Origin of the sequence: Bradyrhizobium sp. 159, assembly GCF_023073795.1 — a bacterium.
In the GTDB taxonomy this organism is placed as follows: domain Bacteria; phylum Pseudomonadota; class Alphaproteobacteria; order Rhizobiales; family Xanthobacteraceae; genus Bradyrhizobium.
This window is the reverse complement of sequence record NZ_JADPKE010000032.1, coordinates 17303-43327: the sequence shown is the minus strand read 5'-3', so window position 1 is coordinate 43327 and position 26025 is coordinate 17303. Positions and strand designations below refer to the sequence as shown.

Sequence of the window (26025 nt, the reverse complement as noted above, 5' to 3'; positions counted from 1 at the left end):
AATCAGAACAGGTTGCCGGCGTTCATCGCCAGATGCTCGACGATCGGGCCGAGCGCCAGCGCCGGGAAGAAGGTCAGGCCGCCCACGATCAGGATGACGCCGACGACGAGGCCGACGAACAGGCCTCCGGTGGTCGGGAACGTGCCCATCGACGGCGGGATCGATTTCTTCTCCGCCAGCGATCCCGCGATCGCCATCGCCGGCACGATCATGAAGAAGCGGCCGACGAACATCGCGCTGGCCAGCGTCAGATTGTAGAAGAAGGTATTGCCCGTAAGACCCGCGAAGGCCGAGCCGTTGTTGCCGGCCGCCGAGGTGTAGGCGTAGAGCACTTCGGTGAAACCGTGCGGGCCGGCATTCGCCGTGGAGGCGACGGCCGCCGGATAGACCACGCCGACCGCGGTCCAGCCGAGGATCATCAGCGGCAGAACCAGGATGGCCAGCATCGCCATCTTGACCTCGCGCGCCTCGATCTTCTTGCCGACATATTCGGGGGTGCGCCCGACCATCAGGCCCGCAACGAAGATCGCGAGGATGACGAACAGCAGCATGCCGTACATGCCGGCCCCGACGCCGCCGACAATGATCTCGCCGAGCTCGATGCTGATCAGCGGGATCATGCCGCCGAGCGCGGTGAAGCTGTCATGCATGGCATTGACGGCGCCGCACGAGGCGGCAGTGGTGACGACGGCGAACAGCGAGGAGGCAACGATGCCGAAGCGGACCTCCTTGCCCTCCATGTTGCCGCCGGTCAGGCCGAGTGCCTGGAGCGTCGAGGTGCCGCTGGCTTCCGCCCAATAGGTGACGGCGACGCCGGCGACGAACAGCACGCCCATCACGGCGAGGATCGCCCAGCCCTGGCGCTGGTCGCCGACCATGCGGCCGAACACGTTGGTGAGCGCGGCACCGAGCGCGAAGATCGACAGCATCTGCACGAAGTTCGACAGCGCTGTCGGGTTCTCGAACGGATGCGCCGCGTTGGCGTTGAAGAAGCCGCCGCCGTTGGTGCCCAGCATCTTGATCGCGACCTGGGAAGCCACCGGGCCGACCGCGATGGTCTGCTTGGCGCCTTCGAGCGTGGTCGCCTCGACGTAATCTCCGAGCGTCTGCGGTATGCCCTCCCAGACCAGGAACAGCGTGTAGACGACGCACATAGGCAGCAGCACGTAGAGCGTGCAGCGGGTGACGTCGACCCAGAAATTGCCGACGGTGCGCATCGAGGCGCGCGAGAAGCCGCGGATCAGAGCCAGCGCCAGCGCGATGCCGGTCGCGGCCGACAGGAAGTTCTGATGCGTCAGGCCGACCATCTGGGTCAGATAGGACAGCGTGCTTTCGCCGCCGTAGTTCTGCCAGTTGGTGTTGGTGATGAAGGAGACGGCAGTGTTGAAGGACAGATCTTCGGCAACCGCGCCCTGCCCGGCGGGATTGAACGGCAGCATGGCCTGCAGTCGCATCACGCCATAGATGACGAGGAAGCCACCGACATGGAACAGCAGCATGGCGACCGTGTAGGTTCAGCCAGTGCTGCTCGCGCTTCTCGTCGACGCCGGACACCCAGTAGATACCGGCCTCGATCGGCCGCAGCACCGGCGACAGGAATGTCCGCTCGCCGGCGAACACGCGCGTCATGTACCAGCCGAGCGGCTTTGTGAGTGCGACGATGATGACGCAGAACAGAACGATCTGGAGCCAACCGACCATGGTCATGGAATCAACCCTTCAAGCTTGGTGCCGGGCGCAGCAGCGGCAGCAGCACCGTCAGCAAGCCGGCGACGAGCACGGCGTCCGCCAGCAGTAATTCGATGAGCAGCAGCACGGCTCAGAACCGTTCGGGCCGCAGCAGCGCGTAGGTGAGATAGACCAGCAGGCCGACGAGACGGCGCCGGCGAGCGCATAGTCGAAGACCATGATCCGCCCCCTCACAGCCGTTCGCAGACGTAGGTGTAGCCGATCGCGAGCGCAAAGAAGCCAAGACCCAGCGCCAACATCAGAATGTCCATCATCGGATCGCTCCTCGTTGCGCCTGGAATGCGGTGCAACTTCTCTCAGAGACCCGACGGGCTCGCGGAAGACATGGACGCATGTCCCCGGATGCCGGCCGGGACTATTGACCGCGCTGAGATGCCAGCTCGGTCATAGGTTTTCGAGATGAAGCCTGTGGCGAAGTTATAGGAATCTCATAAAGCCCCGGGGCGCGGACAGCGATGACGGCCGGGCGGGCAAGCCCCCTTATTTATGAAATTCCTATATCTCTCGCCCCCGCCTCATCTGGTTTTCAAATGCCGCTTTGGCCATCTTGGAGAGGCCGGCCGACGGACCGACAACGAATCCAGGAGGCCAGACATGACTATCGCCGCTCTTCGACGGCACGATCGGCCGTCACACCACGTCCGCTCCGGGGCGCCCGTTTCGGACGACTAGTGTGCAGCTCTTCAAGGGAAAACTCGAGCATGCGGTCACGACGACGATCCTGGTCATGACACTGGGCATGGTCTGGGGTGCGATCCTGACCGGATCACGCTCGTTGCGCGCGGCCTCGGAGCTTGACCCATTGGCGCGAGCGTAACTGCCGCACAGATGCCGCCGACAGGGAGCCCCCTGCTCGACGCCGAGGACATTGGGACAGCCTACCGGTCGGTTTTCGTTGCTCTCAGCGCCGGCCGTTCCAAGCGAACGACCTGACACCCGCGGCATCGCCGACCTGGATGCCCGCCGTCCCGCCCTCGTTCGTCAACTTCATGTCACACGCGTAGACGCTGAAGACGAGCCGCTGGTGCCTTCCGTCATCCACGAATACTTCGTGGAGGCAGCCGCTCGGGTGGCAAACGAGAGACGGCCTGGCGCAGGCGAAGTCTTCGAAGTGCTGTGCCCTAAAGCGCATTCCCGAGGCTTCGATGAACACCGAAAAATAGTGCGCCGCGGCCGGCGGATTGCCGCAGGCGTTGGCGTGCCCCTCGACGTGACGGCGGAGATCCTTGGGCAGTCCCTCGATGTGTTCGGCTGCCCAGGGTCTTTCACTGGCCATGCTGCCGCGGGCGTTGGCTTGGCCGATCATCGTCGCTGAGAGCAACAGAGCTAGGATAGAGTTCGCAAAGGTGGCAGCCGGCGCTTTCATGCTACCCTCCCGAGGGCTTGAGCAGACGCAGCGCGTTCAGGGTCACCAGCACGGTCGCCCCGGTATCGGCCAGGATGGCCGGCCAAAGGCCGGTGATCCCGACGACCGTGGTGATCAGGAAGACGGCCTTCAGCCCCAGCGCGACGGCGATGTTCTGGTGGATGTTCGTCATGGTGCGTTTGGAGAGGTCGATGATGGCCGCCACGTCGGCCACCCGCCCGTGCAGCACGGCGGCATCGGCCGTCTCGAGGGCCACGTCCGTGCCGCCGCCCATCGCGATGCCGACGTCGGCGGCGGCGAGCGCCGGCGCGTCGTTGATGCCGTCGCCGACCTTCGCCACCACGAAGCCCTGCTTCTGGAGCCGGCCCACGATGCGCTGCTTGTCCTCGGGCAAGAGCTCGGCCTCGACATCGATCCCGAGTTGCTCGCCGATCGCGGCAGCGGTCCGCCGGTTGTCGCCCGTCAGCATCACCGTGCGGATGCCGGCATCGGACAGCAGCTTGAGGCCCTGCTCCGCGTCCGGACGGGGCTCGTCGCGCATGGCGACGGCGCCTGCGATCTTGTCGTCCAGGACGAGCAGAGAGACGGTCTTTCCCTCGTCGTTTAGCACCGCGATCCGCGCCTGCTGAGCATCCGTGACGGCCGCCAATTCCGCAGCCGCCTTGGGCGAACCGAGAAAAACCTCCATTCCTTCCACGATAGCGCGCACGCCTTTGCCTCCGATGGCCGAGGCGTTGGAGCCCGGCGGGATCCGCGTCTTCTCCGCCGCAGCCTTGGACAGGATCGCGGTCGCAAGCGGATGGCTCGATCCGGATTCGAGCGCTGCGGCCATCCGCAGAACGTCCTTCTCGCTATGGGCAAAGCCGACGATGTCCGTCACCTGCGGCTTGCCCGCGGTGAGCGTGCCAGTCTTGTCGAAACAGGCCACGGTGATCCGGCCGATCTGCTCGAGAACCGCGCCGCCCTTGAGCAGAAGTCCCCGGCGGGCGCCGGCGGACAGGCTGGCGGCGATCGCCGCGGGCGTGGAGATGACGAGAGCGCAGGGACATCCGATCAGGAGGACGGCCAGCCCCTTGTAGATCCAGCCGACCCAGTCACCGCCGAACAGAAGCGGAGGTGCGACAGCGACAAGGGCCGCAACCATGGCCACCCCGGGTGTGTAGTACCGTGAGAACCTGTCGATGAAGCGCTCGGTCGGCGCCTTGGACTCCTGCGCCTCCTCGACCAGGCGTACCACGCGCGCGATGGTGTTGTCGGCCGCCCCGGTGGTCACCCGCACCCGCAGCAGGCCGTCGCCGTTGACCGTGCCGGCGAACAAGCTCGCGTCCGCACCCTTCCGGACGGGCGTGCTCTCGCCGGTGACTGGCGCTTCGTCGACTGTGCTCTCTCCGGAGAGGACGACACCGTCGGCAGGGACGCGGTCGCCGGGCCTGACCTGGATCGTCGCTCCGATTTCGAGGCTGTCGGCGGGCACGTCCCGGACCCGACCGTCCTCCTCGATGCGAGCGGTCTTCGGAACGAGTGCCGTCAGCCCTTGGATGCTGGCGCGGGCGCGGTCTGCGGCAACTCCTTCCAGGAGTTCTCCGATCAGAAACAGAAAGACGACGGTCGCGGCCTCCTCGGTCGCCCCGATGATCACCGCGCCGACGGCAGCGATCGACATCAGCATTTCGATTGAGAACGGCGTCCCGGCGCTCGCAGCGACGATGGCGCGGCGCGCGATCGGAACGAGGCCGATCAGCATCGCAACCAGAAAAGCCCAGTGCTCGGTGGCTGGTACGGCCTTGCCCAGCCCGAATGCCGCAGCGAGAGCGATGCCCGATCCGACCGCGAGCATTCCCTTTCGGGTGCGCCACCAAGGGGCGGCACCATCGTCGCCCGAACTGGGCCCGGGAGAGGCTTTACTTCCCTCGCCCGCAAAACGGTCGCTCTCGGCCCGAGCCACCCGATAACCAAGGCTGGAAATCCGATTGCCGATGTCGTCGCGATCGATGCCGTCGTGCCCGACAGTGATGGTGCCGCCGGCGACGGAAACGGATACGTCGATGACTCCGGGCATTCGTCGCACGGCGTTCTCGATCTTGGTCGCGCAGGAGGCGCAGTCCATCCCCTCGACCTGAAATCGCATCTTTGCGCTTGATAGGGCCTGTTTCATCATAGTTCCCTTCAGTGCGGCGAGACGTCTAGAGCCCGCCCCTTTCACGTCTTTCCCTCCGGACGCAACCGCTTGTAGAGGGCGGCCACGCCGTCCGAAAAATCAAGCGACGCGTTCCGTGCGCAGAAATCATCCAGGAAATCCAGTTGGCGCATGAGAGGGAACGTCGGTGGGGCGAGATCGAGCCCTTCGTCCACGCCTGGCGGTCTGCTGGACAAGATTCCGCTCATGAAACCTTGCGCCCAGCCAAGGTAGTCTCTCCGGATCAGTGGGTTCCGATGTCGTCGTTGAACTGCTGGCAAGTCGCCGCTCCTAGCCCGACGATCGTCGCCTTCATCGGTTGCGCCCCGGCGTCGCATGCGGCACCCGCCGCAAGGAGCCCAGCGAGCACCAGGCTCGCGCCGCGCGACTTCATTCGACGCGGATCCGACATCCGACCTAGGCCTCACTTTTTGAACTTCGCCTGACCGGACTTTCCCTCGGCGGTCTTGATGGTCAGCGTGATCGTGGCGCCGGCCGGGATCGGGTTCTTCGCATCGCCCTTCAGCGAATTCTCCCCCTCCGGCGTGAGCGTCACGGTCTCCCGGCCGCTGCCGCCCGCGATCAGGACCGCGCCGGAGTAGCCCTTGGTGGAAACCGGCTTGGGCGTGTTCGGAACGAAGATGTTGAACGTGACCGTGTTTCCCGAGGTCATCAATTCGGCGTCGATGCCGGCGACGTCGAGCATCAGGCCGCCGTTGGGGCCTTTTTCGTATTCCTCGGCGGAAGCAGTCGCGGCGAACAGGATCGTTGCGATCAGCAAAACTATGTACTTCATGAAGTTGCTCCTTGGATTGCGGATGGGTTCTGCGTGACGTTGGCCGGCTGTTCACGCCTGAACAGGACGTAGAGCGCGGGCAGCACCAGCAAAGTGAGAATGGTGGATGAGATGATTCCGCCGATGACGACCGTCGCCAAGGGCCGCTGGACCTCCGCGCCGGCGCCGGTGGCGATCGCCATCGGGACGAAGCCGAGAGAGGCGACGAGCGCAGTCATCAGGACCGGCCGCAGCCGCGTCAGCGCGCCTTCCCGGACCGCATCCACCAGCGCTTGGCCTTCCCGCCGAAGCTTCTCGATGAAGGTGATGATGACGAGCCCGTTGAGCACGGCGACCCCGGAGAGCGCGATGAAGCCGATTCCGGCGCTGATCGAGAGCGGAATCCCGCGCAGCAGGAGCGCGACGACGCCGCCGGTGAGCGCGAGCGGCACTCCGCTGAACACCAGCAATGCGTCGGGCGCCGATCCGAGGCTGATGAAGAGCAGCAGGAAGATCAGGAACAGCGCGAGCGGCACGACGATTATCAGACGCTGCGTCGCGGAGATGAGCTGTTCGAACTGGCCGCCCCAACCGATCCAGTAACCGGCCGGAAGCTTCACCTTGCTGGTGACTTGGCCTTGGGCATCGGCGATGAACGAACTGAGATCGCGCCCCCGCACGTTGGCGGTCACGGCAATCCGCCGTTTGCCATTCTCGCGGGTAATCAGATTGGGACCCGGCGTGACATCGACCTGAGCGAGCTCGGACAGGGGCACGTAGCGGATTTGCGCGAGCGGTGAACCGGCCCACAGGGCGGTAGTCGCCTTGGCCGGGTTCTCGACCGGGGGTAGCGGCACCGGCAACGACCTGATCGCGTCGACGTCCGAACGCAGATTGTCCGGCAGTCGAACGACGATGTCGAAGCGACGGTCGCCTTCGAAAACACGGCCGGCGCTCTTGCCGCCCACGGCCATTTCGACGAGCGTCTGGACGTCGGCAACGTTGATCCCGTAGCGCGCAAGGGCCTGCCGGTTCAGTTGGACCGTGAGCACCGGCAATCCAGCCGCTTGCTCGGCCTTCACGTCGGCGGCCCCCTCTACTTTCTGCAGGACCGCTTGGACCCGGCTCGCGGCCTGGATCAATTCGTCTAGGTTGTCGCCGAATATCTTGACGGCGACATCGCTCCGAACGCCGGAGATGAGTTCATTCATGCGCTGCTGGATGGGCTGCGAGAACCCATAGGCGCTGCCGGGGACGCCTTCCGCGGCCTGCTGGATTTCCGCGACGACGGCGGCCTTCGGCTTATGCGGATCGGGCCATTCCTTTCTCGGCTTGAGCATGACGTAGTTGTCCGAGGTGGATTGCGGCATGGGGTCGGTCGCAACCTCCGCCGTGCCGGTGCGGGCGAACACCTCCTTGACCTCTGGAAGCTTGGTCAATCGCTTCTCCAGCATGGATTCCATCGCCACCGACTGAGTAAGGCTCACGCTAGGGATGCGGACGACCTCGGCCGAGGCATCTCCCTCGTCGAGGCCGGGGATGAACTCACCGCCCATGTGGGATGCCGCGATTCCGCAGACCGCGACGAGCAGCGCCGCGATGACCGCCACGCCGAACCTGTTTCGGATCGATGCCGCGAGCAGCGGCGAATAGATGCGGCGCGCCGTTCGCATGAAGATATTTTCGTGTTCGGAGACGCTGCCGGTGACGACGAGCGCCACGGCCGCCGGCACGAACGTCAGCGACAGGATGCTGGCGCCGGTCAACGCCATCAGCACCGTCAAAGCCATCGGCGTGAACATCTTGCCTTCGACGCCGGTGAGCGTGAGGATGGGCAAATAGACGACGGCGATGATGAAGGTGCCGAACAGGCTGGGGCGGATGACCTCGCGCGAGCCGGCGAGGATGGTCTCGAATCGTTCCTCTCGGGTGAGAACGCGGCCCAGACGGCGCTGCTCCAGCGCCAGCAGGCGGAGACAGTTCTCCACGATGATCACCGCACCGTCGATGATGATGCCGAAGTCGATGGCGCCCAGGCTCATGAGGTTGGCGCTGATCTTGTTCTCCACCATGCCGGTGATCGCGAACAGCATGGACAGCGGAATCACGCACGCGGTCGCGACCGCGGCCCTGAAGTTTCCGAGCGTCAGGAAGAGCACCACGATCACCAGCAGCGCGCCCTCGAAGAGATTCCTCGCTACCGTCGCGACCGTTGCTTCGACCAGGCGTGTGCGGTCATAGACCGTGTGCGTGATGATTCCTTCGGGCAGCGAGCGTCCGATCTCCTTGAGCTTCGCGGCGACGCGCTGCGCGACGGTGCGGGGATTCTCGCCGATCAGCAGCATGGCGGTGCCTAACACCACTTCCGTCCCGTTCAACGTCGCCGCACCGGTGCGAAGGTCCGTTCCCTCCCTGACGTCGGCAACGTCGGATACCCGCACCGGAAAACCGTTTCGAGAACCGATTACGATATCCTTGATCTCCTCGACGTTCGCGACCTGACCCGGCGTGCGGACCAGGTACTGCTCGCCGTTGCGCTCGATGTAGCCGGCGCCGACGTTCGCGTTGTTCGAGGCGAGCGCCGCCATGATGTCGCGGAAGCTGAGCTTGTAGGCCATCAGTTGCGCGGGGTCCGGCAGCACCTGGAACTGCCGTTCGAACCCGCCGACGGAATTGACTTCGCTAACGCCCGCAACGGTCCGTAGCTGCGGCCTGACGATCCAGTCCTGGATCGTGCGCAGGTCGGTCGGAGTGTACGTCTCTCCGCCTATCTTGCGGGCCTCCGGCTTGGCCTCGATCGTGTACATGTAGATCTCGCCGAGCCCGGTGGAGATCGGTCCCATGGCGGTCTCTATGGCGGTCGGCAACTGATCCCTGACCTGCTGAATCCGCTCGTTGACCAACTGCCTGGCGAAATAGATGTCGGTGCCGTCCTTGAAGATCACCGTGACCTGGCTGAGCCCGTAGCGCGACAGGGACCGCGTGCTCTCGAGTCGGGGCAGTCCGCCCATGGCGGTCTCGATCGGAAACGTGATCCGCTGCTCGACCTCAAGGGGCGAGTAGCCGGGGGCCCTGCTGTTGATCTGCACCTGGACGTTGGTGATGTCGGGAACCGCATCGATCGGCAGACGCGTGAAATTCCAGGCGCCGAAGCCGGCCATGGCGAGAACGCCGATCATCACCAGCCAGCGCTGGCGGATGGCGAAGGAGAGAATGCCGTCAATCATTGTCCGCTCCCCCTTTCGCCATTTCGGCCTTGACGATGAAGCTGTTCCGGGCCGCGTACAGATCGCCTTCGAGGACGCCGAACGTGACTTCCACGAAGTCCGGATCGCGCTCGCCGAGCTCGACGTCGCGGGCTGCGAACTTCTCCCCGTCGCGGACGAACACGACGGTGCGGTTCTCGACGGTCTGCAAGGCCGAGGATTTCACGGCTACCGCCACCTTCTTTTCGGACAGGATCAATCGGCCGGTGGCGAACAGGCCGGGTCGCAGGCGTTGTCCGGCATTCGGTACGACGGCCCTGGCCAGCGCGCTCTGGGTCTCGCTGCTGCCTACCGGCGACACATACGAAATCCTGGCCTCGATCTTGGCTCCGCCGTCCGCCGGATCGATCAGGATCTGGTCGCCGATCCTCACGCGGCTTAGGTTGCGCCGGTACACGGAGAAATCGACCCACACGGTCGAGAGGTCGGCGATTACGAACGCCGGCTTCTGCTCGGAGACGTATTCGCCGAGCGTGGTCTGCCGATCGATGATCGTGCCCGCCAGAGCGGCCTTCAGTTCGTAAGGCGTCAGGCTTTGGTTGCTTTCGACGATCGCGAGAACGTCGCCCTTTTCGACCCGGTCGCCAATTCGCTTGCGAACCTCGCGAACGAGGCCCGGAAAGCGCGGGGTGATCTGAACCAGCGATTCCTGGTTGGCTTGGACCATGCCATTCAGCAGCAGGCTGTCGTGCAGCACTGCAGGCCCTGCTTTCGCAAGCTCGATCTCGGCGCCGGCGACCTTGGCGTCGCTCATGGCGACGCTGTCCGAATGCTCTTCTTCCTTTTCGGACTTCTCCGTGGCAACCGTCTTGGTGGTCGCCGGTGTCAGCATCCGATAGCCCGCGTAGGCGAGGGCCCCGGCAACCAGAAAGAAGACCAAAAATCGGGTGAGTGACCGGATCATCTTGAGCTCTCGCGCGCGAGCGAAAAGGGATTGCCGACCAATCCTTCGATTGTCGCGACGGCAACGTGGAAGTTCTGCAGTGCCTCCTGCTCGCGCAGTCGCGCCTGTGCGAGGCTCGCCTGGACGTCCAGAACCTCCAGAAGTGTGTACCGGCCCTGCCCGTATCCATCCGATATGGCCTGTGCCGCCTGCTCCGCCTTCGGGATCGCAACTTCGCGCAGGATGGCAAGCTCCCGCAGCGACCCCTGCAGCGAGTCGTAGGCGCGTCCCGCGATCACGATCAGCGCACTCCGGTTCGCTTCCCGCTCCGCCCTGGTCTTGGCCAGGCTCTCCTGCGCCGAGAGGATGTTGCCCTGGTTCTGGTCGAACACCGGGATCGGTACCGAGAGCGTCAACCGGACGGCATCATCGTTGGTCTCGTTGAAGTGGCGCCATCCGGCGGCGATCCGGACGTCGGGATAAGGCTTCAGCCGGGCCAACAGCAGTTCCGCATTCCGTTGCGCGTAGATCGCGGTCCAGCGGACCAGTTGCGGGTTCGCGTCGATCGCGGCGACGACCGACTGAAACGAAGGCGGCCGCCCGGTGGCATCGAGCCGTCCGGAGACCGAGGCGAATTTGGGCGCGGCGTCTCCCATCAGCACCGCCAGTTCGCGCCGCGCGCTCGCGAGCGTCGATCGGAGCCGCTCCCGGTCCGCCTTGACCAGTGCGGAGGCAACTTCCGCCCGCCCCGTCTCCGCCGGCGAGGACGCGCCGGCCTCGACGCGCCGCTGCAGCAGCGGGGTCAGCCGGTCGATGGCGGCGACCTGGTCGTCGAGCACCTGGATTCGACGTTGTGCGCCCAGCACGTTGAGGAAGGCGATGGCGGCCTCGGAGAGGACCTCGAGCCGGGCGGCCTGACGCTGGACTGCCGCCGCCTCGACACCGGCCGCACCGGCCGCTATGCGGGCCTCCCGCTTTCCGAACCACTCGAAAGCCTGGCTGATCTGCAGTGTTGTCTCTGCGGACTTCGTGCCCCGATACTTGCCCGTGCCTAATGAATCATCCTGTTCGTAGGAGACCTCGGGATTCAGCAGCACTCCGGCCTGGATGCGCTGTCCGGTCGCGATCCCAACATCACGCTCGGCCGCAGTTAGACGAGGGCTGGCGGCGAGCGCTCGCGCAAGCGCGGCCTTCATCGTCAGGGTTTGCGAATGCGCCCCGCCCGTGAGCCACGGGCTGACCAGAAACGCCATCGCACACGCAACTCGCGTGGCCTTCGTCCGAAACATGAGCAGTTACCTGACCAAGCAGATCAATCGAGCGCTCGCGCGCTCCGAGAAGACGCTCTCAGGTCCGGTATTTGGGGGGCGGCGTATCGAGTCCCGAGTGATCCTCAAGCAGGAACGTCGGCGTAGCGTATGCCGGGGGAACGGCTTTTGAGGCCGGCTCGGCAACGAGGACGGGCGGCGGAATCAGCAGGGGGACGCAGGTGTAGCAATGATCGACGACGGTAACCGTCTTCTTCGGTCCTTGGTCCCCCTTGCCTTGGTCTGAGCTGGCAAGTGCGTCAGAAATTTCGATCCGATCGGCGCTCTCGAGCGTTTCGCCGGCGCACGCGATTTCCCCCGCAAATCCGACCATGACATAGGCGAGCGTGAGCAGCACGGTGAGCAGGCCGCGCAAGCCGAAAGCGAAGGAGCTATGGCCAATCTGCCGTATCATCGAGGCCACGGATAGCAAGGACCGGGACCGAACACTATCACAAATTCCCGATTGTAAGGCGCGGTTCACACGATCGGGCAAACCACCGGCGGGCCCCTCGGCCCGTCGGTCCATCTTTCCCGACATCTCCAGCGTGGGCGAACAGGAATGCGGCCATCTTCAGCCCGTCGTATTTGCCGCGGATATGGAGAACCGAACGCACGATCAGATTGGCCAGAACCGCTCCATGCGTTGCGCGAGCTTGAATCAGCCTGGCCGGGCGCTGCCTTCGTACATGAAGGTCATGGGCTTCGGTCCCGCTATGTAGCCGGTCTCGATCCGGTCGATCCGAAACCCTGCATCCTCGATGAGTGAGCCGATCGGACGGTTGAGGTGACAGCCGCCGCTGATGCGCCGCCATGGCGGCGTCAGGCGGTCCTGCCACCAACGCACGCTCGCACTAGGCGCCAGGCCATGCTCGGCGAACAGGAGCTTGCCGCCGGGGCGAAGCACCCGACGCATCTCGGCAAGCGCTACAACAGCCTGCGGAACGCTGCACAAGGTCCAGGTGGTCACGATGCTGTCGACGGTGCCATCGTCGAGCGGAATGGCTTCGGCGGAAGCTTCTAGGAATTGCACGGGCAAGCCCGCATGCACGGCTCCGCGAGCCATGGCGACCAGCTTCGGAGAAGGTTCAAGCGCCAATATTTCCTTCGCCGGCGAACGATAGAACGGCAGGTTGCGGCCCGAGCCAACGCCGATCTCCAACACGCGGCCCTCGGCGGCACTGATCACGCGTTCGCGAAAAGGCAGAAGCTGCTTGTTGCTCATCGCGAGATCGAGAAGCCTAGGCAGCACGAAGTCGTTGTAGAAACCCATCGAACGCTCCCGGAGCTTGTAACCGCGGTTTTGGCGAGGATTGGAGTGTGCACCACCAACGCGCCCAGACCGCCGCGTTCGGAATGCCGGCAAGGCTCAGCACCGCGGCTCGATCATCTTGCTGATCTCCTCGGGCGCCGCGAAAATCACATCGGCGCGATCGCCCATCATTCCGGCCGGCACGATGGCCGGAGCCCCGCTCTCCGGACCGTCCCTGCTGGAATCCGTCTTGATCCGAAGATTGCGTTCCCAAAACGCGCGCGTCTTGCCGTCGGCCGTAGTCACGCGATAGGTGTCCCGGCAGTGAGTGATGCCAGTGACGCGCTCGGAAGCTTGAATGCTCCTCAGATTTGGAACGCGCCCACCTCCCATCATTCCGCCCATCATGCCGCCGCCCATCATGCCCCCCATCCCTTGCGCCGATTGCCGCGGCGCTGCGCCTGGCTTGGTCGCCTCCTTCAGGAAGGCGAGCAGATCAGCGCGCGAGCGCGTGTCTTTGATGCCCTCGAACGGCATGGCGTTGTCCGGCACCATGCGTTCCGGGTCCGTCAACCAGACATCCAGCGAGCGGTCATCCCAAATGATCCCCGAAGCTTTCAGCGCGTCGGAGTAGCGGTCAAAGCTCGGCAAGCTGCCGGCCTTCCTCCCCCAGACGTTTGCAAGACTTGGCCCCGTCATGTTGCGGTCCGGCTCGAGGGAGTGACATGCTGCACAGGCCCGAAAATCCTGCTCCCCGCGAGCTACGCTGTCCTGCTGCGCGCCAGCCGGCGGGGAGACGAGGACAGCAGCGAGAGCCGCAAGTAGAATGCGATGCATGATCAATCTCCTCGGCCCGAGAAGAATAGGTATTTGATCAGCGCGGCCGCGCCCAGCGCGAGCACGACGACGATCAGGACCCAGATCAGCGCCATGCCGCCCATCATTCCAGACATCATGCCATCCATCATTGGCTCACCTCATTTGGCAGGCTCCGGGATTCGGAGTGTCGTGACGACAGCCTTCGACTTCGCCGGCACTCGCGGTTTGCCCGCAGGCGGCAACCGGAAGCCTTTGACCAGACCGAAGATTGCCGGGATCACGATCAGCGTGAGCAGGGTCGACGAGATCATGCCGCCGATCATCGGCACCGCGATCCGCTGCATGATCTCGGACCCGGTCCCGGTGCTCCACATGATTGGCAGCAGTCCCGCCATGATGGCTACCACTGTCATCATCTTCGGCCGAACGCGCTCGACCGCGCCCTCCATGATGGCCTCGCGGAGATCGGTCCGATCCAAGGTCCAACCTTCGGCGGCGCGGCGCGCCCTGATCTCGGCAAGCGCCTCGTTGAGGTAGATCAGCATCACCACGCCGGTCTCGGCGGCGACGCCCGCGAGCGCGATGAAGCCGACGGCGACAGCGACCGAGAGGTTGAACCCGAGCCACCACATCAGCCAAAGCCCGCCGACCAGCGCGAACGGCAGCGACAGCATGACGATCATCGTGTCCGTCACCGACCTGAAATTCAGGTACAGCAGCAGGAAGATGATGAGGAGCGTCGCCGGCACGACGATCTTCAGGCGCGCCATCGCGCGTTCCAGATATTCGTACTGGCCGCTCCAGACCACATAGTAGCCCGCCGGAAACTGGACGCTGGCCTGGACGGCGCGCTGGGCGTCCGCGACGTAGCCGCCGAGATCGCGGTCGCGGATGTCGACGTAGATGTAGGTCGCAAGCTGGGCGTTCTCCGTCCGGATCGAGGTCGGACCGCGCGTGAGTTGGACGGTCGCGACTTCCGCGAGCGGTACGGCACCGCCGGCGGGCATGGGAACGAGGACGTCGCTTGCGATCTTCTTCGGATTGTCCCTGAGGTCGCGGGGGTAGCGCATGTTGACCGTGAAGCGCTGCCGGCCCTCCACGGTGGTCGTGACCGCCTGACCACCGAGTGCGGTCGCGATCGTGTCCTGGACATCCTGGACCATGATGCCGTAGCGGGCCAGCGCCGACCGGTCGGGCGTGATCTCCAGGTAGTAGCCCCCGATGGCTCGTTCGGCGTAGGCGGACGATGTTCCGGGCACGGTCCGCAGCACCTGCTCGATCTGCTTGGCGAGCTTGTCGATCTCGGCGAGGTCGGTGCCGATCACCTTGACGCCGACGGGAGTGCGGATGCCGGTCGAGAGCATGTCGATGCGCGCCTTGATCGGCATGGTCCAGGCGTTGGACACGCCCGGGAACTGCAGCGCCTTATCCATCTCGGCGATCAGGCCGTCGATGGTGAGCCCCGGCCGCCACTGCTGCTTGGGCTTCAGGTTGACCACGGTCTCGAACATCTCGGTCGGCGCCGGATCGGTCGACGTGGAGGCCCGGCCGGCCTTCCCGTAGACCGACGCGACCTCCGGGAAGGAGCGGATGATGCGGTCCTGCGTCTGCATCAGTTCGGCGGCCTTGGTGACCGAGATGCCGGGCAGCGTCGTCGGCATGTACAGCAGCGTACCCTCGTTGAGGTTCGGCATGAATTCGGTGCCGAGCTGACGGGCGGGCCAGATCGTGACCGCGAGCGCGGCGAGCGCGAGCAGGATGACCAAGGTCTTTGCGCGCAGCACGCCCTTGATGACGGGGCGGTAGATCCAGATCAGGAAACGGTTGATCGGGTTGCGGTGCTCCGGAACGATCCGCCCCCGGACGAAGATCACCATCAACGCCGGCACCAAAGTCACCGAGAGCAACGCGGCTGCCGCCATCGCGAAGGTCTTGGTGAAGGCGAGCGGGCTGAACAGCCGCCCTTCCTGCGATTCCAGCGTGAAGATCGGCATGAACGATACCGTGATGATCAGCAGGCTGAAGAACAAGGCCGGCCCGACCTGCGAGGCGGCCTCGATCAGGATCGCGACCCGCGACTTGCCCGGTTCCGCGCGCTCGAGGTGCTTGTGGGCGTTCTCGATCATGACGATGGCGGCGTCCACCATGGCGCCGATCGCGATGGCGATGCCGCCGAGGCTCATGATGTTGGAGCCGATCCCGAGCAGCTTCATCGCCCCGAACGCCATCAGCACGCCGACCGGTAGCATCAGGATGGCGACCAGCGCGCTGCGGACGTGCAGCAGGAACACGATACAGACCAGCGCGACGACGAGGCTCTCCTCGACCAGCGTGTGCTTGAGGGTGTCGATGGCGGCGTAGATCAGGTTCGACCGGTCGTAGACCGGCACGATGTCGACCGACTTCGGCAGGCTGGTGGCGATTTCCTTGAACCGCTTCTTGACGTTCTCGATGACGTCCAGCGCGTTCATCCCGAAACGCTGCAGCACGATCCCGCTCGCGACCTCCCCCTCGCCGTTGAGTTCGGTGATGCCGCGCCGCTCGTCTGGCCCCAGTTCGACGCGGGAGACGTCCCGCAGCAGCACCGGCGTCCCCTTGTCCGTTTTTAGGACGATGTTGCCGAGATCGTCGATGCTTTTCAGGTAGCCCCGGCCGCGGATGACGTATTCGAACTCCGACAGCTCGACCGTACGCCCGCCGACATCGGCGTTGCTGGCGCGGATCGCGTCCCGGATCTTCGGCATGCTGATGCCGAGGTCGCGCATCCGCTGCGCGTCCAGGATCACGTTGTACTGCTTGACGAAGCCGCCGACGCTCGCGACCTCGGCCACGCCTTCCGCCTTGGCCAGGGCGAATTTGAGATTCCAGTCCTGGATGGTTCGCGTGTCTGCGAGGTTCAGCTCTTTCGACACCACCGCATACTGGTAGACCCAGCCGACTCCCGTGGCGTCCGGACCGATGGTGGGCGTGACACCGGCAGGAATGCGCGATGTGGCGGCGTTCAGGAATTCGAGCACCCGCGAGCGCGCCCAGTAGATGTCCGTGCCATCCTCGAAGATGACGTAGACGAACGAGACCCCGAAGAACGAGAAGCCCCGCACCACCTTGGATTTCGGCACCGTCAGCATGGCGGTCGCGAGCGGATAGGTGACCTGGTCCTCGATCACCTGCGGCGCCTGCCCCGGGTATTCGGTGTAGACGATGACCTGCGTGTCGGAGAGGTCCGGAATCGCGTCGAGCGGCAGATGGACCAGCGCGTAAATTCCGGCCGCTGCGGCGAAGCCGGTGCCGAACAGGACCAGCAGCAGGTTGCGCGCCGACCAGGCGATGACGCGGGCGATCATGGGCGCGCTCCCGATCCGCTGGTTGGCGCCCCGGGCGGCATGCTGTTGGACTCGGCAAATCCCTTGAGCGCCGCTTTCAAGTTGCTCTCGGCATCGATCAGGAAGTTGGCGGAGGTCACGACCGCTTCGCCCACGGATAGGCCATTCGTGATCTCGACGAAGCCGCCGCCGCGCCGGCCGAGCTTCACTTCACGCGGCTCGAAGCGGCCCTCTCCCTTGTCGACCAGCACGGCCTGGCGGCTTCCGCTGTCGAGCACGGCACTCTCCGCCACCGCCAGCACCGGTCCCGGCGCGCCGGCCTCGATCTCGGCATCGACATACATCTCCGGCCGCAGCAGTTCGTCGCGATTGGGTACCTCGATCCGGATCCGCGCGGTGCGCGTCGCGGCGTTGAGATGGGGATAGATCAACGCCACAGTGCCCTCGAAGCTTTGGCCGGCGAACGCGCGTGGCCTGATGGTCACCTTCGTCCCAGCCGCGACCTGCGGCAGATCGCGCTCGGCGACGTCGATCAGGACCCAGACGAGGCGGTGGTCGGCGATCCTGAACAGGACGTCGCCGGGCCCCGCGCGCATGCCAGGCACGGCGTTGCGCTCGAGGATCTCGCCGTCCTGAGGCGCGAGCCACGGGATCGAGAGAGATATCTCCCGTGTGCGCTCAAGCTCCTTGATGGCCGCTTCCGGGGCAGCAAGATTCTCCAGTCGCCGGCGCGCGCCCTTCAGGTCCTTTCCGGTCGCGCCGGCGTTGAAGGCCGAAAGATATTCGGCGGCGGCGCTGGAAAGAGCGGGGCTGTACACGTTCAGAAGCGGCTGGCCCTTGTGGACGTGGTCGCCGGTTGTGACGTTGGCGACGCTCTCGACGAAGCCCTCGAAGCGTAGGGCGACGACCGAGACGCGTCTCTCGTCCTCCTGGACGGTGCCTGGAGCGCGGATCAAGGAGGTCACGGGTCTTTTGACGACCGCCTCAGATTTTACGCCTGTACGCTGTATTTTCCCGGACGAGAGCTTGATCGATCCGTCGTCGGTGTCCTCGCCTTCGTACACGGGGATGTAGTCCATCCCCATCGAGTCCTTCTTGGGCACCGGCGAGGTGTCCGGCAGGCCCATCGGATTGCGGTAGTATTTGACTTTGCGTTCGGTCTTTGCCGCTGCCTCCTTGGTCTCGGCCGGTTGCTCCTCGGGTTCGTCGAAGCTGACGTCGGCTCCCGCCGGCACGGCGCGCCAGGCGCGCCCATCCGGCGCCTTCTTCGGCCCGAGCGAATAGAACGGCTTCCCGTCCGGATCCTGGTAGTAGATCGTCGCGCCGCTCTCGGCCGCCGCAGCGGCCGTCACCGGTCCGGCGAACGGATTTGCGCGCGGGATCGCGCCGGCGTAAAGGGCGGCGGCCGCTGCGCAAACCGCAGCGGCCGCACTTATCGTGATGGCGCGGGTCATTGCTTCGCCGTGACGACGAGCTTGTTTTCGACCGTGCCGGTCTCGCCCTGCACCTTGGCGCCGAGGGACAATTGCCAGCGGCCCGCCATGCTGAAGTTGGCCTTGAACCGGTACGTCCCCGGCTCGGTCCCCGGCATCGAGGTCACCTTGGTGACCATTTCCTGCATGCCGTCCGGCGCCATGTCGAGCCGGGAGGCGAATATGACCGCGTCCGGCACAGCTTTGCCGGTTTTCTTGTTCACCAGCCGCACCGTCACGACCTTGTCGGGGCCCGCCTGAACCGCCGGCTCGACGAGCTGGAATTCGTAGTCCTTGATGTCCGCGAAGGCGGAGTTCGGCGTGGCCGTGAGCGAAAGGCCGACCAGCGCGGCGGCCAAGCCGCGCGCTGCACTTGCGATCTTCATGATGTCTGTTCCTCGAAACGTCTGTTGAGCCGCCGAAGCGGCATGCGAAACACGCGATGGACGCGCGGCAACGTTCCGGCGCCTCAGCGCCGGTCAGACGATCGATCGAGGGGGCTGGTCTGGAGGGGGGCGGGCCAGGCCGTCCGCGATCACGTCATCGAGCGGCCGCAGCAGTTCGCGCGCAGCCTGCTCGATGCCCACTATCGCCGCCGAAGGTCCAGTCTGGAGCACCTTCAACATGCAGATCGCGATGAGAGGACAGTCCTGGCATTGCTTGTTGTTCTGCTTGTCGGGACAGCACGCCATGCCATCCGGCATGTCCTGCGCGTCCGCCATCTGCATCGCGCCCATCGAATGCCCCGCCGCCGCCGGCGTCACCAGCGGTGCGACCGTCAGCCCCGCGGTCACGAGGACCGCGAGCAGAAGTCTGAGGAGGCGGCGAGCATTCATGGTGTCACAGTCTCACAGGCCCGGAATGCTGGAAAGTCCCCCGGTTCACAAATGCGCGAGCCGGGCGTCTAGTGGTTAACCATCTCAAGGGTCAGCCGATGGCTTCCTTGCCGACGAACCGCATGAAGGTCGCACGACCAGCCGGTCCGAACAGCACGACCGTGTAAGGCTCAGGGTGTCCACCTTCCATCCCCGGCGACCCTACAGGCATGCCGGGCACGGCAAGCCCCAGACCCTTCGGGCGCTCCGTCAGCAACCGCCGCACCGCGGACGCCGGTACGTGTCCCTCAAGGATGTAGCCGTCCACCTGTGCCGTGTGGCACGCGGCCAGATCGGCCGGCACGCCCAGCCGCCTCCGCACGTTCGGGAGGTCGGAAGCATCGTCCACCTGGACCGTGAATCCGGCGTCGCGCAAGTGTTGTACCCAGCCCGAGCAACAGCCGCAGCTCGGATCCTTATGGACCTTGATCATGGGTTCAGCGGCAACGGCGGGGCGCACCGCCGCTCCAACTGTCGCGCCAGCGACCAGGGCCAGAAAGGATCGTCGCGCAAAGCACGCCTTCTCCGCGCCTCGTTCTTGGTAGCTCATCGGACACCTCTCCGTGAAGAAGACGAGGGGATCGCGGGGGGTTTGTCTTCCGCGATTCCCTCGTCGGCCAATCAACGAACGAAATCTAGCGGGATTTGGGTCCTCCCTGATACCGCCAAGCGGATCCACCGGCCATCGGAGTGGTCACGGCCTGATACTCCGGCGTTCCGCGATCATAGGCGAACGCCGAATATGGACTGCGCTGCGGAAGAGACGGTCTCGCTTGCGCCGTTTGCCTGGCCTCGTCTGGCCAATAGCTCTTGTCTGAGATCGTCGAGCCCGCCTGGGCGTCGGCGGACAACGCCGCCAGAAGCGTGATTGCGAGAAGGCTTTTCGTCAACATGGTCCCGGCTCCATCATCTTTGCTGAAACGCATGCGTTGCGCTTCTAATGAGGAGTTCGGGATCAATCGTCCGGCGGTTACACGCTCACACCGACGTGAGAGGCAAGACTAGCGGTAGTTACCATCGCAGCAGCCGCGGTCCCAGGATTGCGCCTGCGAGCGTGCACAGCACGATCGTGCCGCCATACCAGAGCGCGACAAAGGGCAGCGAGTCGTCGGTGCAGTGCAGCGCATAGCCTATCGCACTCACGCCACCTGCGACCAACCCACTGAAGGCGCCTGTGCGCACCAGATTGGTCGGAGCCGCCTGTCGCACCGCCCAGATGACCACTGCAAAGGGAACGACCGCGATGATCGGGATGGAAATAAGGCATTCAAGCCAGTCTTCCCCCATCACCATCTTGCTCCAGTGCGAGCTGGGCGCCTGTCCAAGGCGGACACCCGCGAGCAGCAGGACCGCCACGAACGGTAGCGCGGCGAGGCCAGCAGAAACCTTTCGCTCTCCTCCCGGACGGGCAAGTCGGGTCAGATAGACGGAAGCGGCACCCACCGTGCCGATAGCGAACGCGAGCTTCAGGAACAGGAAAATCACGGCGCGGGGCGCAGTCAGGTCCGGGCGGACGCCCAGCGCGATGAACGTGATCCCGATCGCAACGGCAATTCCAACCGCAAGGGCGATGCCTAGGCTTCGACCGACCAGCCGCCGATTGACCGGCTCCACGTTCGTGCTGAGTGCGGCGATCAACTCGTCTGTCTTCATCTTTGCGCCCTCTGGGCGATCAACGCCGCCAACGCCTTCAATCCACGATGGATATTGACCTTCACGCTCGATTCCGAAATGCGGCACCGCCTTGCGGCTTCGGCCACGCTCAGGCCCTCGACCTTCACCGCCTCGATCGCGCATGCCATCTTGTCCGGCAACTGCTTCAGCAGACGCGCCAGGTCAAAACTGCCCTCTGCACTCAGGTGATCGTCGCGGGCCGTGACTTCACTGGCTTCGTCGATCGGCACATCGGCCATGGATGCCCGGTCCCGGCGGAGGAAATCGATCAGTTTGTAGCGCGCAATCGCGTGCACCCAGGGCGTCAGCGGCTCGCCCGGATCGTACGTGTGTCGCTGCATGTGGATGGCCAATACGGCCTCCTGAACCAGATCCTCCGCGTCCGTCGCACCGCGGCCGATCTTCGCGAGCTTGCCTTTGTAATAGGCACGCAAGTGCCGGCTCAGCCGCTCAAGCAGCATGCGATGCGCGGCCGCGTCACCCTCCTGACTGGCGAGCATAAGCGCCTTCAGCTCCGTTTCCGCGGTCATGCTCGCCATCTACGCTCTAGTTCGATCGCTCGATCATTTCGGTTACAGCCCACATCGGAAAATTTTACTGCAGGAACAACGCGGGGACCGCAGTTTTCCGCACCAGTACGGGGGTCGTTCAGACCGAAAATTTGCGTGATCGTAGAAACCATTCCGCAGAGCGTCGATTGGCCGAGCAGAAGGCGCAAATGTCGACCGTCGCGAATTTGATTGCCCAGAAACAAAGGCTGTTGGCGCATCTCGAGGACGAGGTTGACCCGAACCAGCGCGAGGAGTTGGAGCGGCTCCTGGCGAAGGTCGAGGCCGCTGTCGTGGCTCCAGCCGGACGACTTCGCCGAGCGGACGAGATCCGGAGCCGTTTTCGTGACGGGACCTGGAACGTGAAAGGGTTTGCGGTCTTCTCCCACCGTCCAGTGGAGGAGGCAAGAGATGAGCTTCAAACCGTCGGCTCCAGCCGCAGCGCTTGTGCTGGTGGCCTGGACCTCCGCGGTCTTGGCCCAGCCCGCAAGATGGGCAACGTACACCATCCCGGAGACCGGTACCTCGGTCGACGTTCCTACCTCGATCTTCACGGTTGAAGCAGGCAAGCCCGATGGTCGCGGTCAACGCTTTCGGACGCCGGACGGGCGGGCCGACCTGACCGTTCAGGCCGTGCCGAACGTCTCGAAGGATTCACCCGCCGCGTTCCTGGCGAAGAAGCAGCCGCCGCCCCGCATCCAGTACAAGCGGGTGACCTCGCGGTTCTTCGCGGTCTCCAGCTACAAGGGAGACAAGGTTTGGTACGACCGGTGCAACTTCTCCGCAACGACCGTGCACTGCGTGCTCATCAACTATCCGGCCAGCGAAGAGCACGAATGGGACGACATCGTCACGCGCATCAGCCTGTCGCTTCGGGGCAGATAGCTCTCGTTCCACTGACGGATCACTGGAGCTTGCGGCGGAGCGTTTCATCATCTCCCGCAATTCGTCGATGTACTCCTGCACGATTCTGCGAGCCTCGGCGTCGCGTTGCGGATCGGGAGCAGGCTCCTTCGGTTCCTTTTCTGCCATGTCGGCAGACTAGTCGCCCCCGTGGCCCCAGTCATCATGAACCCGCGATAACTCCGCTTTCACACCCGGTTCATTCGGCGCGGGCTAATCCGCCCACGCTCATGGCGTGAGGTAGGCCGATGCCCTTCGACCCCATGGCCGGCGCGGTCGATTGGCTCGACGCCACCGCGCCGGCGATATCGAAAGCTTTTTGGACATGTACGCCGATGATGCCGTGGTGCACTTTCGCTGCGGCGGTGCGGCGATCTCCGGCAGGACGGCTCTGCGCGAATTCTGGGTCGACCGCTTTCGTCGGTACCCGGCGTCGGAGCTGGAAATCCTCGAGCCGTCCGGGGTCGGCATTTTGATCGCGTACCGTGTTCCTGCCGGCTTGGCGAGCGCAATCATGATCTTCGATGCGGATGGGAAGATCGTGTCGGTGATCTGCAGCCCGATCGCAACGAAATAGGACCGACGGGTTGCCTTCAGCTGCACACGCGATTTCTACCGGCGTTCTTTGCCCGATAGAGGGCCAGATCCGCCCGGCTCAAGATCTCGTCCGGCGCTTCGTCGCGTCTCACCTGAGCGACGCCGGCGGACATCGTCACCGCCACGCCCTCGCCGAGCGCATCCCAGTTCATCTCGGCCACGTTCCGTCGTATCCGGTCGACGACCTGCACCGCTTCGTCCTGCGGAGCGCCAGGAAGAACCAGAAGAAACTCCTCGCCGCCGTATCGCCCGAGCTTGTCGACCGCTCGGATGTTGGCCGCGACGCAGATCGCGAAGCTCCTCAGCACCTCGTCTCCGACGGGATGTCCGTGTCGATCGTTGATCCTCTTGAAGAAGTCCAGGTCGACGATGGCAACCGAGCACGGCGAGCCGCTCCGCTGCGCGCGAAGCATCTCCTCGTTCAGGGCGCGCATGACGTACCGGCGGTTCAGAACTCCCGTGAGCTCGTCGACCTGCGCCAGCTCCTCGATGCGCGCGTGCGCCTCCTTCAGTTGGTTGCCGCGCTTGTACAGCATCTCGCGAAGGGAGCTTCCATAAAGCCCTGTGAAGGCGCAGCGCCCCAGGGCGGTCACGAAACACAGAAGGGCCAGCTGCCGCTCCGCCGGAGTACCCATTGGCATCGCGATCGGCCGATCGGTGCATACGAACAGAAACGTCAGGCCGACTGCGGCGAAGGTCCATACCGCACCGGTCTGCTTCGCGCTCATGCGGAGCGCGCCGAAGCCCAGGACGATGAAGAGGATGCTGACGAAGTAGAACCCCACCTCCGGCGCCAGGTAGATCGCCGTCAGCTGGATGGCGATGCTGCCGAAGCTTTGTGGCACCGTAAGATAGTGATCGCGAAAACGGTCCGTGAAATGCAGCTCGGATGCGGCCAGCATCAGACCGGTCCAGCCAACGCCGGCCGCCCCGTACCCCACGCCGATCCACCCATCGGTCGTGCCGGCCAGGTGATAAAGCCAAAGGATCGCGGCATCCAGAACGTAGCTGGCCGACTGGGCGACATAGGTCGGGCGTCGCTGGCGCGCGCGCTTGACGGCGTCCTTGGCGGCTTGAGCAGGAACCGAGAACTCTGAGAGGGCCTGTGCCATTGCATCGTTTTCCCGGCCCACAGGAAGACGCAGATCGGTTAAGAATCACTTCTCGGAAAGCTCCCGGCGAGGGACTAACAGCCTCGGCAGATGCTCTTGATCTTCTTTTCCAATGCTATGTCGGCCGGATCGCGCGGCTGCTCGCGGGCGGACTTCCCTACGGCCGGCTGCTCCGCCGCTGGCGCGACCGAGCGATGATCGCGCCGCTTGCTCCTTGCTTCGGCCGACTGTACCGCGACGAGCGCAGCAACAAAGACCGTCAAGGTCAACGAAAGGACTCTCAGCAATTTTTGCAAATCTTCCCCATCGTCTTGTCGGCCTTCTCGTTCTCCCGATCGATCTTGGCGTCGCTGTCCTGCTCGTTCGTAGTCGTCGGCCTGCCGATGCCACCGGCGGGGGCGGTATTCTGCGCGTTGGCGCCAGGCGAGCCCGAGGGGGCCGCGGTGCCGGCCGCATTGGTGCCCGGCGCCGGTCCTGTGCTCGGCCGATTGCCGGTGCCGGTCTGCTGACCGGTGCTGTCGACGGCTGCGTTTCCGCTCGTGCCGGGGCTACCGGGGGGCGCTGCGGTGGTCGACACGTTTCCATTCGCGCCCGTCCGAGCGCTGCCGGCTCCAGTCGCGGCAGATGTCGAAGCTGTGCCTGCGGCGCCTGAAGACGCAGCGCCGCCCGCGCCGCCGGCCGATCCGCCGGCGCCGCCACCCCCTCCGCCTCCGCCACTTTGAGCGAAAGAAGAGCACGAAATGAGTACGGCGAGGGCTACGGCGATGAGGAAGAACTTCATGTCGTTCGCTCCTTTTGCGACCAAGCCTCATCCCGATGTTTCGTTCCGTCGTCCGGCACCCTTACCGACGAGGCACGGTTTGGCCCGCGTGGACTTCGGTCCTGGTCCGGGCTGCACGCCTTCCACCGGGTATTTGCCCCCGTGCGCGTCCCGCCACTTAAATCATCCAGACTGGTAGCCGTTAGGGTCTCGTCGGCCTCGCGCCGCCGCGCCCGTATCCCCGCAGCGCCCGTTGTCCACCCGATCCGAGCGTGATCTCCGGAGGTGGCTTAACATGTTTGAATCCCCAAGCCGGAAAAACCGAGCTAAGATGAAGCTTTCCCGTACGGGGGCATTTCATGTTCGATACGGCAACCACCGCGCTTTTGCGCGCGCTCCTCGAGGAGGTCTGTAGAAGCGTCTCGCAAGGCGAGATCGGAGCACGTACCCACGTCGCATCGAAGATTCTGGAGGCGGCGGCGAGAGGGGAGATCTCTCCCGAGGGTCTCAGGCAGGTTGGCCGCGATGCCCTCTCGCACGCGCCGACGATGTGGCGCTGATCGCGGGGCCGGCGTGAACTTCCAGGTCACGGTGCTGAAGATCCTGTCCGCCTATCCGGACGGATTTGCCGTCATGGCGGACCTCAAACGAGACATGGCCATTCTGGCGACCAGTGGGCGGGAGTGGGCCGACCGGACTAGGCGCCTCGCTGCGCGCGTTCCCGATCTCGATATCTTTTCGCAAGGCCACGTCGAACGCATCAGCGGGGGCTGGAAGATCACCGCCCGCGGGCGGGAGGTGCTCGAGTTCATGGAAGCCCGGCCGACGACCTCCTTACCAGTCGAGCCGATGCCTGCCGAAGACGGAGCGGCGCCGGAAGCAGGTGCCGTTCCTCCGCTGCGGCAGCCCGCCGACAGAGCCAAGAGGCGGCGCGAGCGCCGCGAACGTCGTCGCGAGGCCCGCGAACGGGCCAGAGCGAACGCATCCTGACAGAGACCGAGGCCAAAGAAGAAGCCGCCAACTGCGCTGGCGGCTTAATCAGTCCCGGACTGTCGCTTGCCTCCCCAGCCCCAAGCGTACCGCCGTTACCTTGTTTGCGGCCATGCAGGTCCGACCTACAGAAGGCGACGCGATTCGGCTATCGGACCGCGGACTTGTGCACGTGTCC

Annotated in this window: 24 protein-coding genes and 2 pseudogenes; 5 read left to right on the top strand and 21 right to left on the bottom strand. The window is 64.7% G+C overall.

The window, feature by feature from the left end; all coding sequences use genetic code 11:
- Positions 1-2: 2 nt before the first annotated feature.
- Positions 3-1707 (bottom strand): annotated as a pseudogene (kdpA, locus tag IVA96_RS07270) (potassium-transporting ATPase subunit KdpA).
- Positions 1708-2422: 715 nt separating this feature from the next.
- Between kdpA and IVA96_RS07265 the strand changes: the two are divergent.
- A complete protein-coding gene (locus IVA96_RS07265) occupies positions 2423-2566 on the top strand; it encodes a hypothetical protein (RefSeq protein WP_247416438.1) in 144 nt (47 codons plus the stop codon).
- An 84-nt stretch (positions 2567-2650) separates the two neighbouring features.
- Here the strand turns inward: IVA96_RS07265 and IVA96_RS07260 are convergent, their stop codons facing one another.
- The 18 genes and pseudogenes from IVA96_RS07260 to IVA96_RS07175 form a co-directional block, all read right to left on the bottom strand.
- Positions 2651-3055, bottom strand: a complete 405-nt coding sequence (locus tag IVA96_RS07260; protein WP_247416435.1) for a hypothetical protein — start codon at positions 3053-3055, stop codon at positions 2651-2653.
- A 61-nt stretch (positions 3056-3116) separates the two neighbouring features.
- A complete protein-coding gene (locus IVA96_RS07255; RefSeq protein WP_247416591.1) occupies positions 3117-5270 on the bottom strand; it encodes a heavy metal translocating P-type ATPase in 2154 nt (717 codons plus the stop codon).
- Between the two features lie 44 nt (positions 5271-5314).
- A pseudogene (locus IVA96_RS07250) lies at positions 5315-5703 on the bottom strand (hypothetical protein).
- 12 nt (positions 5704-5715) lie between these two features.
- The gene (locus IVA96_RS07245) at positions 5716-6087 is read right to left on the bottom strand and encodes a hypothetical protein (RefSeq protein ID WP_247416432.1); all 372 of its coding nucleotides are present in this window, start codon (positions 6085-6087) and stop codon (positions 5716-5718) included.
- Positions 6084-9293, bottom strand: a complete 3210-nt coding sequence (locus IVA96_RS07240) for a CusA/CzcA family heavy metal efflux RND transporter (protein ID WP_247416430.1) — start codon at positions 9291-9293, stop codon at positions 6084-6086. The genes IVA96_RS07245 and IVA96_RS07240 overlap by 4 nt, the downstream gene beginning before the upstream one ends.
- Entirely contained in the window at positions 9286-10236 is a 951-nt protein-coding gene (gene ihpB, locus IVA96_RS07235) for a divalent metal ion exporter adaptor subunit IhpB (RefSeq protein WP_247416428.1), read from the bottom strand. The genes IVA96_RS07240 and ihpB overlap by 8 nt, the downstream gene beginning before the upstream one ends.
- Positions 10233-11504 (bottom strand): divalent metal ion exporter subunit IhpA, encoded by a 1272-nt coding sequence (ihpA, locus tag IVA96_RS07230; protein ID WP_247416425.1) that lies wholly within the window; start codon positions 11502-11504, stop codon positions 10233-10235. The genes ihpB and ihpA overlap by 4 nt, the downstream gene beginning before the upstream one ends.
- Positions 11505-11562: 58 nt before the next feature.
- Positions 11563-11898: a hypothetical protein gene (locus IVA96_RS07225; protein ID WP_247416423.1), complete on the bottom strand. Its 336-nt coding sequence runs from the start codon at positions 11896-11898 to the stop codon at positions 11563-11565.
- A gap of 285 nt (positions 11899-12183) precedes the next feature.
- On the bottom strand, positions 12184-12795 hold the full coding sequence (locus IVA96_RS07220; protein WP_247416421.1) for a class I SAM-dependent methyltransferase: 612 nt from the start codon (positions 12793-12795) through the stop codon (positions 12184-12186).
- Positions 12796-12891: 96 nt separating this feature from the next.
- Positions 12892-13611, bottom strand: coding sequence for a cytochrome c family protein (locus tag IVA96_RS07215; protein ID WP_247416419.1), 720 nt, complete (start codon positions 13609-13611; stop codon positions 12892-12894).
- Between the two features lie 140 nt (positions 13612-13751).
- On the bottom strand, positions 13752-16937 hold the full coding sequence (locus tag IVA96_RS07210) for a CusA/CzcA family heavy metal efflux RND transporter (protein ID WP_247416417.1): 3186 nt from the start codon (positions 16935-16937) through the stop codon (positions 13752-13754).
- Positions 16934-18370 (bottom strand): efflux RND transporter periplasmic adaptor subunit, encoded by a 1437-nt coding sequence (locus tag IVA96_RS07205; RefSeq protein ID WP_247416415.1) that lies wholly within the window; start codon positions 18368-18370, stop codon positions 16934-16936. Before IVA96_RS07205 ends, IVA96_RS07210 begins: the two co-directional genes overlap by 4 nt.
- The gene (locus IVA96_RS07200) at positions 18367-18774 is read right to left on the bottom strand and encodes a FixH family protein (RefSeq protein WP_247416410.1); all 408 of its coding nucleotides are present in this window, start codon (positions 18772-18774) and stop codon (positions 18367-18369) included. The genes IVA96_RS07205 and IVA96_RS07200 overlap by 4 nt, the downstream gene beginning before the upstream one ends.
- Positions 18775-18867: 93 nt before the next feature.
- Positions 18868-19224 (bottom strand): hypothetical protein, encoded by a 357-nt coding sequence (locus IVA96_RS07195; protein ID WP_247416408.1) that lies wholly within the window; start codon positions 19222-19224, stop codon positions 18868-18870.
- 91 nt (positions 19225-19315) lie between these two features.
- Complete coding sequence (locus IVA96_RS07190) at positions 19316-19813, bottom strand: DUF411 domain-containing protein (protein ID WP_247416405.1); 498 nt, start codon at positions 19811-19813, stop codon at positions 19316-19318.
- 461 nt (positions 19814-20274) lie between these two features.
- Positions 20275-20916, bottom strand: a complete 642-nt coding sequence (locus IVA96_RS07185) for a DUF1109 domain-containing protein (RefSeq protein WP_247416403.1) — start codon at positions 20914-20916, stop codon at positions 20275-20277.
- A complete protein-coding gene (locus tag IVA96_RS07180) occupies positions 20913-21467 on the bottom strand; it encodes a sigma-70 family RNA polymerase sigma factor (RefSeq protein ID WP_247416589.1) in 555 nt (184 codons plus the stop codon). Before IVA96_RS07180 ends, IVA96_RS07185 begins: the two co-directional genes overlap by 4 nt.
- Entirely contained in the window at positions 21464-21907 is a 444-nt protein-coding gene (locus tag IVA96_RS07175; RefSeq protein WP_247416402.1) for a hypothetical protein, read from the bottom strand. Before IVA96_RS07175 ends, IVA96_RS07180 begins: the two co-directional genes overlap by 4 nt.
- On the opposite strand from IVA96_RS07175, the gene IVA96_RS07170 reads away from it, so the two are divergent.
- Together IVA96_RS07170 and IVA96_RS07165 are read left to right on the top strand one after the other, a co-directional pair.
- On the top strand, positions 21897-22370 hold the full coding sequence (locus IVA96_RS07170; protein WP_247416399.1) for a hypothetical protein: 474 nt from the start codon (positions 21897-21899) through the stop codon (positions 22368-22370). The genes IVA96_RS07175 and IVA96_RS07170 overlap by 11 nt on opposite strands.
- Before the next feature lie 343 nt (positions 22371-22713).
- Positions 22714-22965 (top strand): nuclear transport factor 2 family protein, encoded by a 252-nt coding sequence (locus IVA96_RS07165; protein WP_247416588.1) that lies wholly within the window; start codon positions 22714-22716, stop codon positions 22963-22965.
- A gap of 16 nt (positions 22966-22981) precedes the next feature.
- Here the strand turns inward: IVA96_RS07165 and IVA96_RS07160 are convergent, their stop codons facing one another.
- Together IVA96_RS07160 and IVA96_RS07155 are read right to left on the bottom strand one after the other, a co-directional pair.
- Positions 22982-24097: a GGDEF domain-containing protein gene (locus tag IVA96_RS07160; protein ID WP_247416396.1), complete on the bottom strand. Its 1116-nt coding sequence runs from the start codon at positions 24095-24097 to the stop codon at positions 22982-22984.
- A 280-nt stretch (positions 24098-24377) separates the two neighbouring features.
- The gene (locus tag IVA96_RS07155) at positions 24378-24674 is read right to left on the bottom strand and encodes a hypothetical protein (protein ID WP_247416395.1); all 297 of its coding nucleotides are present in this window, start codon (positions 24672-24674) and stop codon (positions 24378-24380) included.
- A gap of 542 nt (positions 24675-25216) precedes the next feature.
- Here IVA96_RS07155 and IVA96_RS07150 point away from each other — a divergent pair.
- Both IVA96_RS07150 and IVA96_RS07145 read left to right on the top strand, forming a co-directional pair.
- Complete coding sequence (locus IVA96_RS07150; RefSeq protein WP_247416393.1) at positions 25217-25417, top strand: hypothetical protein; 201 nt, start codon at positions 25217-25219, stop codon at positions 25415-25417.
- A gap of 13 nt (positions 25418-25430) precedes the next feature.
- Entirely contained in the window at positions 25431-25847 is a 417-nt protein-coding gene (locus IVA96_RS07145) for a hypothetical protein (RefSeq protein WP_247416391.1), read from the top strand.
- The last annotated feature ends 178 nt before the right edge of the window (positions 25848-26025 follow it).

Excerpts from the sequence above, each read along its gene's own strand:
- IVA96_RS07260 (WP_247416435.1), bottom strand. The coding sequence starts at position 3,055 with ATGATCGGCCAAGCCAACGCCCGCGGCAGCATGGCCAGTGAAAGACCC.
- IVA96_RS07255 (WP_247416591.1), bottom strand. The coding sequence starts at position 5,270 with ATGAAACAGGCCCTATCAAGCGCAAAGATGCGATTTCAGGTCGAGGGG.
- IVA96_RS07245 (WP_247416432.1), bottom strand. The coding sequence starts at position 6,087 with ATGAAGTACATAGTTTTGCTGATCGCAACGATCCTGTTCGCCGCGACT.
- IVA96_RS07240 (WP_247416430.1), bottom strand. The coding sequence starts at position 9,293 with ATGATTGACGGCATTCTCTCCTTCGCCATCCGCCAGCGCTGGCTGGTG.
- ihpB (WP_247416428.1), bottom strand. The coding sequence starts at position 10,236 with ATGATCCGGTCACTCACCCGATTTTTGGTCTTCTTTCTGGTTGCCGGG.
- ihpA (WP_247416425.1), bottom strand. The coding sequence starts at position 11,504 with ATGTTTCGGACGAAGGCCACGCGAGTTGCGTGTGCGATGGCGTTTCTG.
- IVA96_RS07220 (WP_247416421.1), bottom strand. The coding sequence starts at position 12,795 with ATGGGTTTCTACAACGACTTCGTGCTGCCTAGGCTTCTCGATCTCGCG.
- IVA96_RS07215 (WP_247416419.1), bottom strand. The coding sequence starts at position 13,611 with ATGCATCGCATTCTACTTGCGGCTCTCGCTGCTGTCCTCGTCTCCCCG.
- IVA96_RS07210 (WP_247416417.1), bottom strand. The coding sequence starts at position 16,937 with ATGATCGCCCGCGTCATCGCCTGGTCGGCGCGCAACCTGCTGCTGGTC.
- IVA96_RS07205 (WP_247416415.1), bottom strand. The coding sequence starts at position 18,370 with ATGACCCGCGCCATCACGATAAGTGCGGCCGCTGCGGTTTGCGCAGCG.
- IVA96_RS07200 (WP_247416410.1), bottom strand. The coding sequence starts at position 18,774 with ATGAAGATCGCAAGTGCAGCGCGCGGCTTGGCCGCCGCGCTGGTCGGC.
- IVA96_RS07195 (WP_247416408.1), bottom strand. The coding sequence starts at position 19,224 with ATGAATGCTCGCCGCCTCCTCAGACTTCTGCTCGCGGTCCTCGTGACC.
- IVA96_RS07190 (WP_247416405.1), bottom strand. The coding sequence starts at position 19,813 with ATGAGCTACCAAGAACGAGGCGCGGAGAAGGCGTGCTTTGCGCGACGA.
- IVA96_RS07185 (WP_247416403.1), bottom strand. The coding sequence starts at position 20,916 with ATGAAGACAGACGAGTTGATCGCCGCACTCAGCACGAACGTGGAGCCG.
- IVA96_RS07180 (WP_247416589.1), bottom strand. The coding sequence starts at position 21,467 with ATGACCGCGGAAACGGAGCTGAAGGCGCTTATGCTCGCCAGTCAGGAG.
- IVA96_RS07170 (WP_247416399.1), top strand. The coding sequence starts at position 21,897 with ATGAGCTTCAAACCGTCGGCTCCAGCCGCAGCGCTTGTGCTGGTGGCC.
- IVA96_RS07165 (WP_247416588.1), top strand. The coding sequence starts at position 22,714 with ATGTACGCCGATGATGCCGTGGTGCACTTTCGCTGCGGCGGTGCGGCG.
- IVA96_RS07160 (WP_247416396.1), bottom strand. The coding sequence starts at position 24,097 with ATGGCACAGGCCCTCTCAGAGTTCTCGGTTCCTGCTCAAGCCGCCAAG.
- IVA96_RS07150 (WP_247416393.1), top strand. The coding sequence starts at position 25,217 with ATGTTCGATACGGCAACCACCGCGCTTTTGCGCGCGCTCCTCGAGGAG.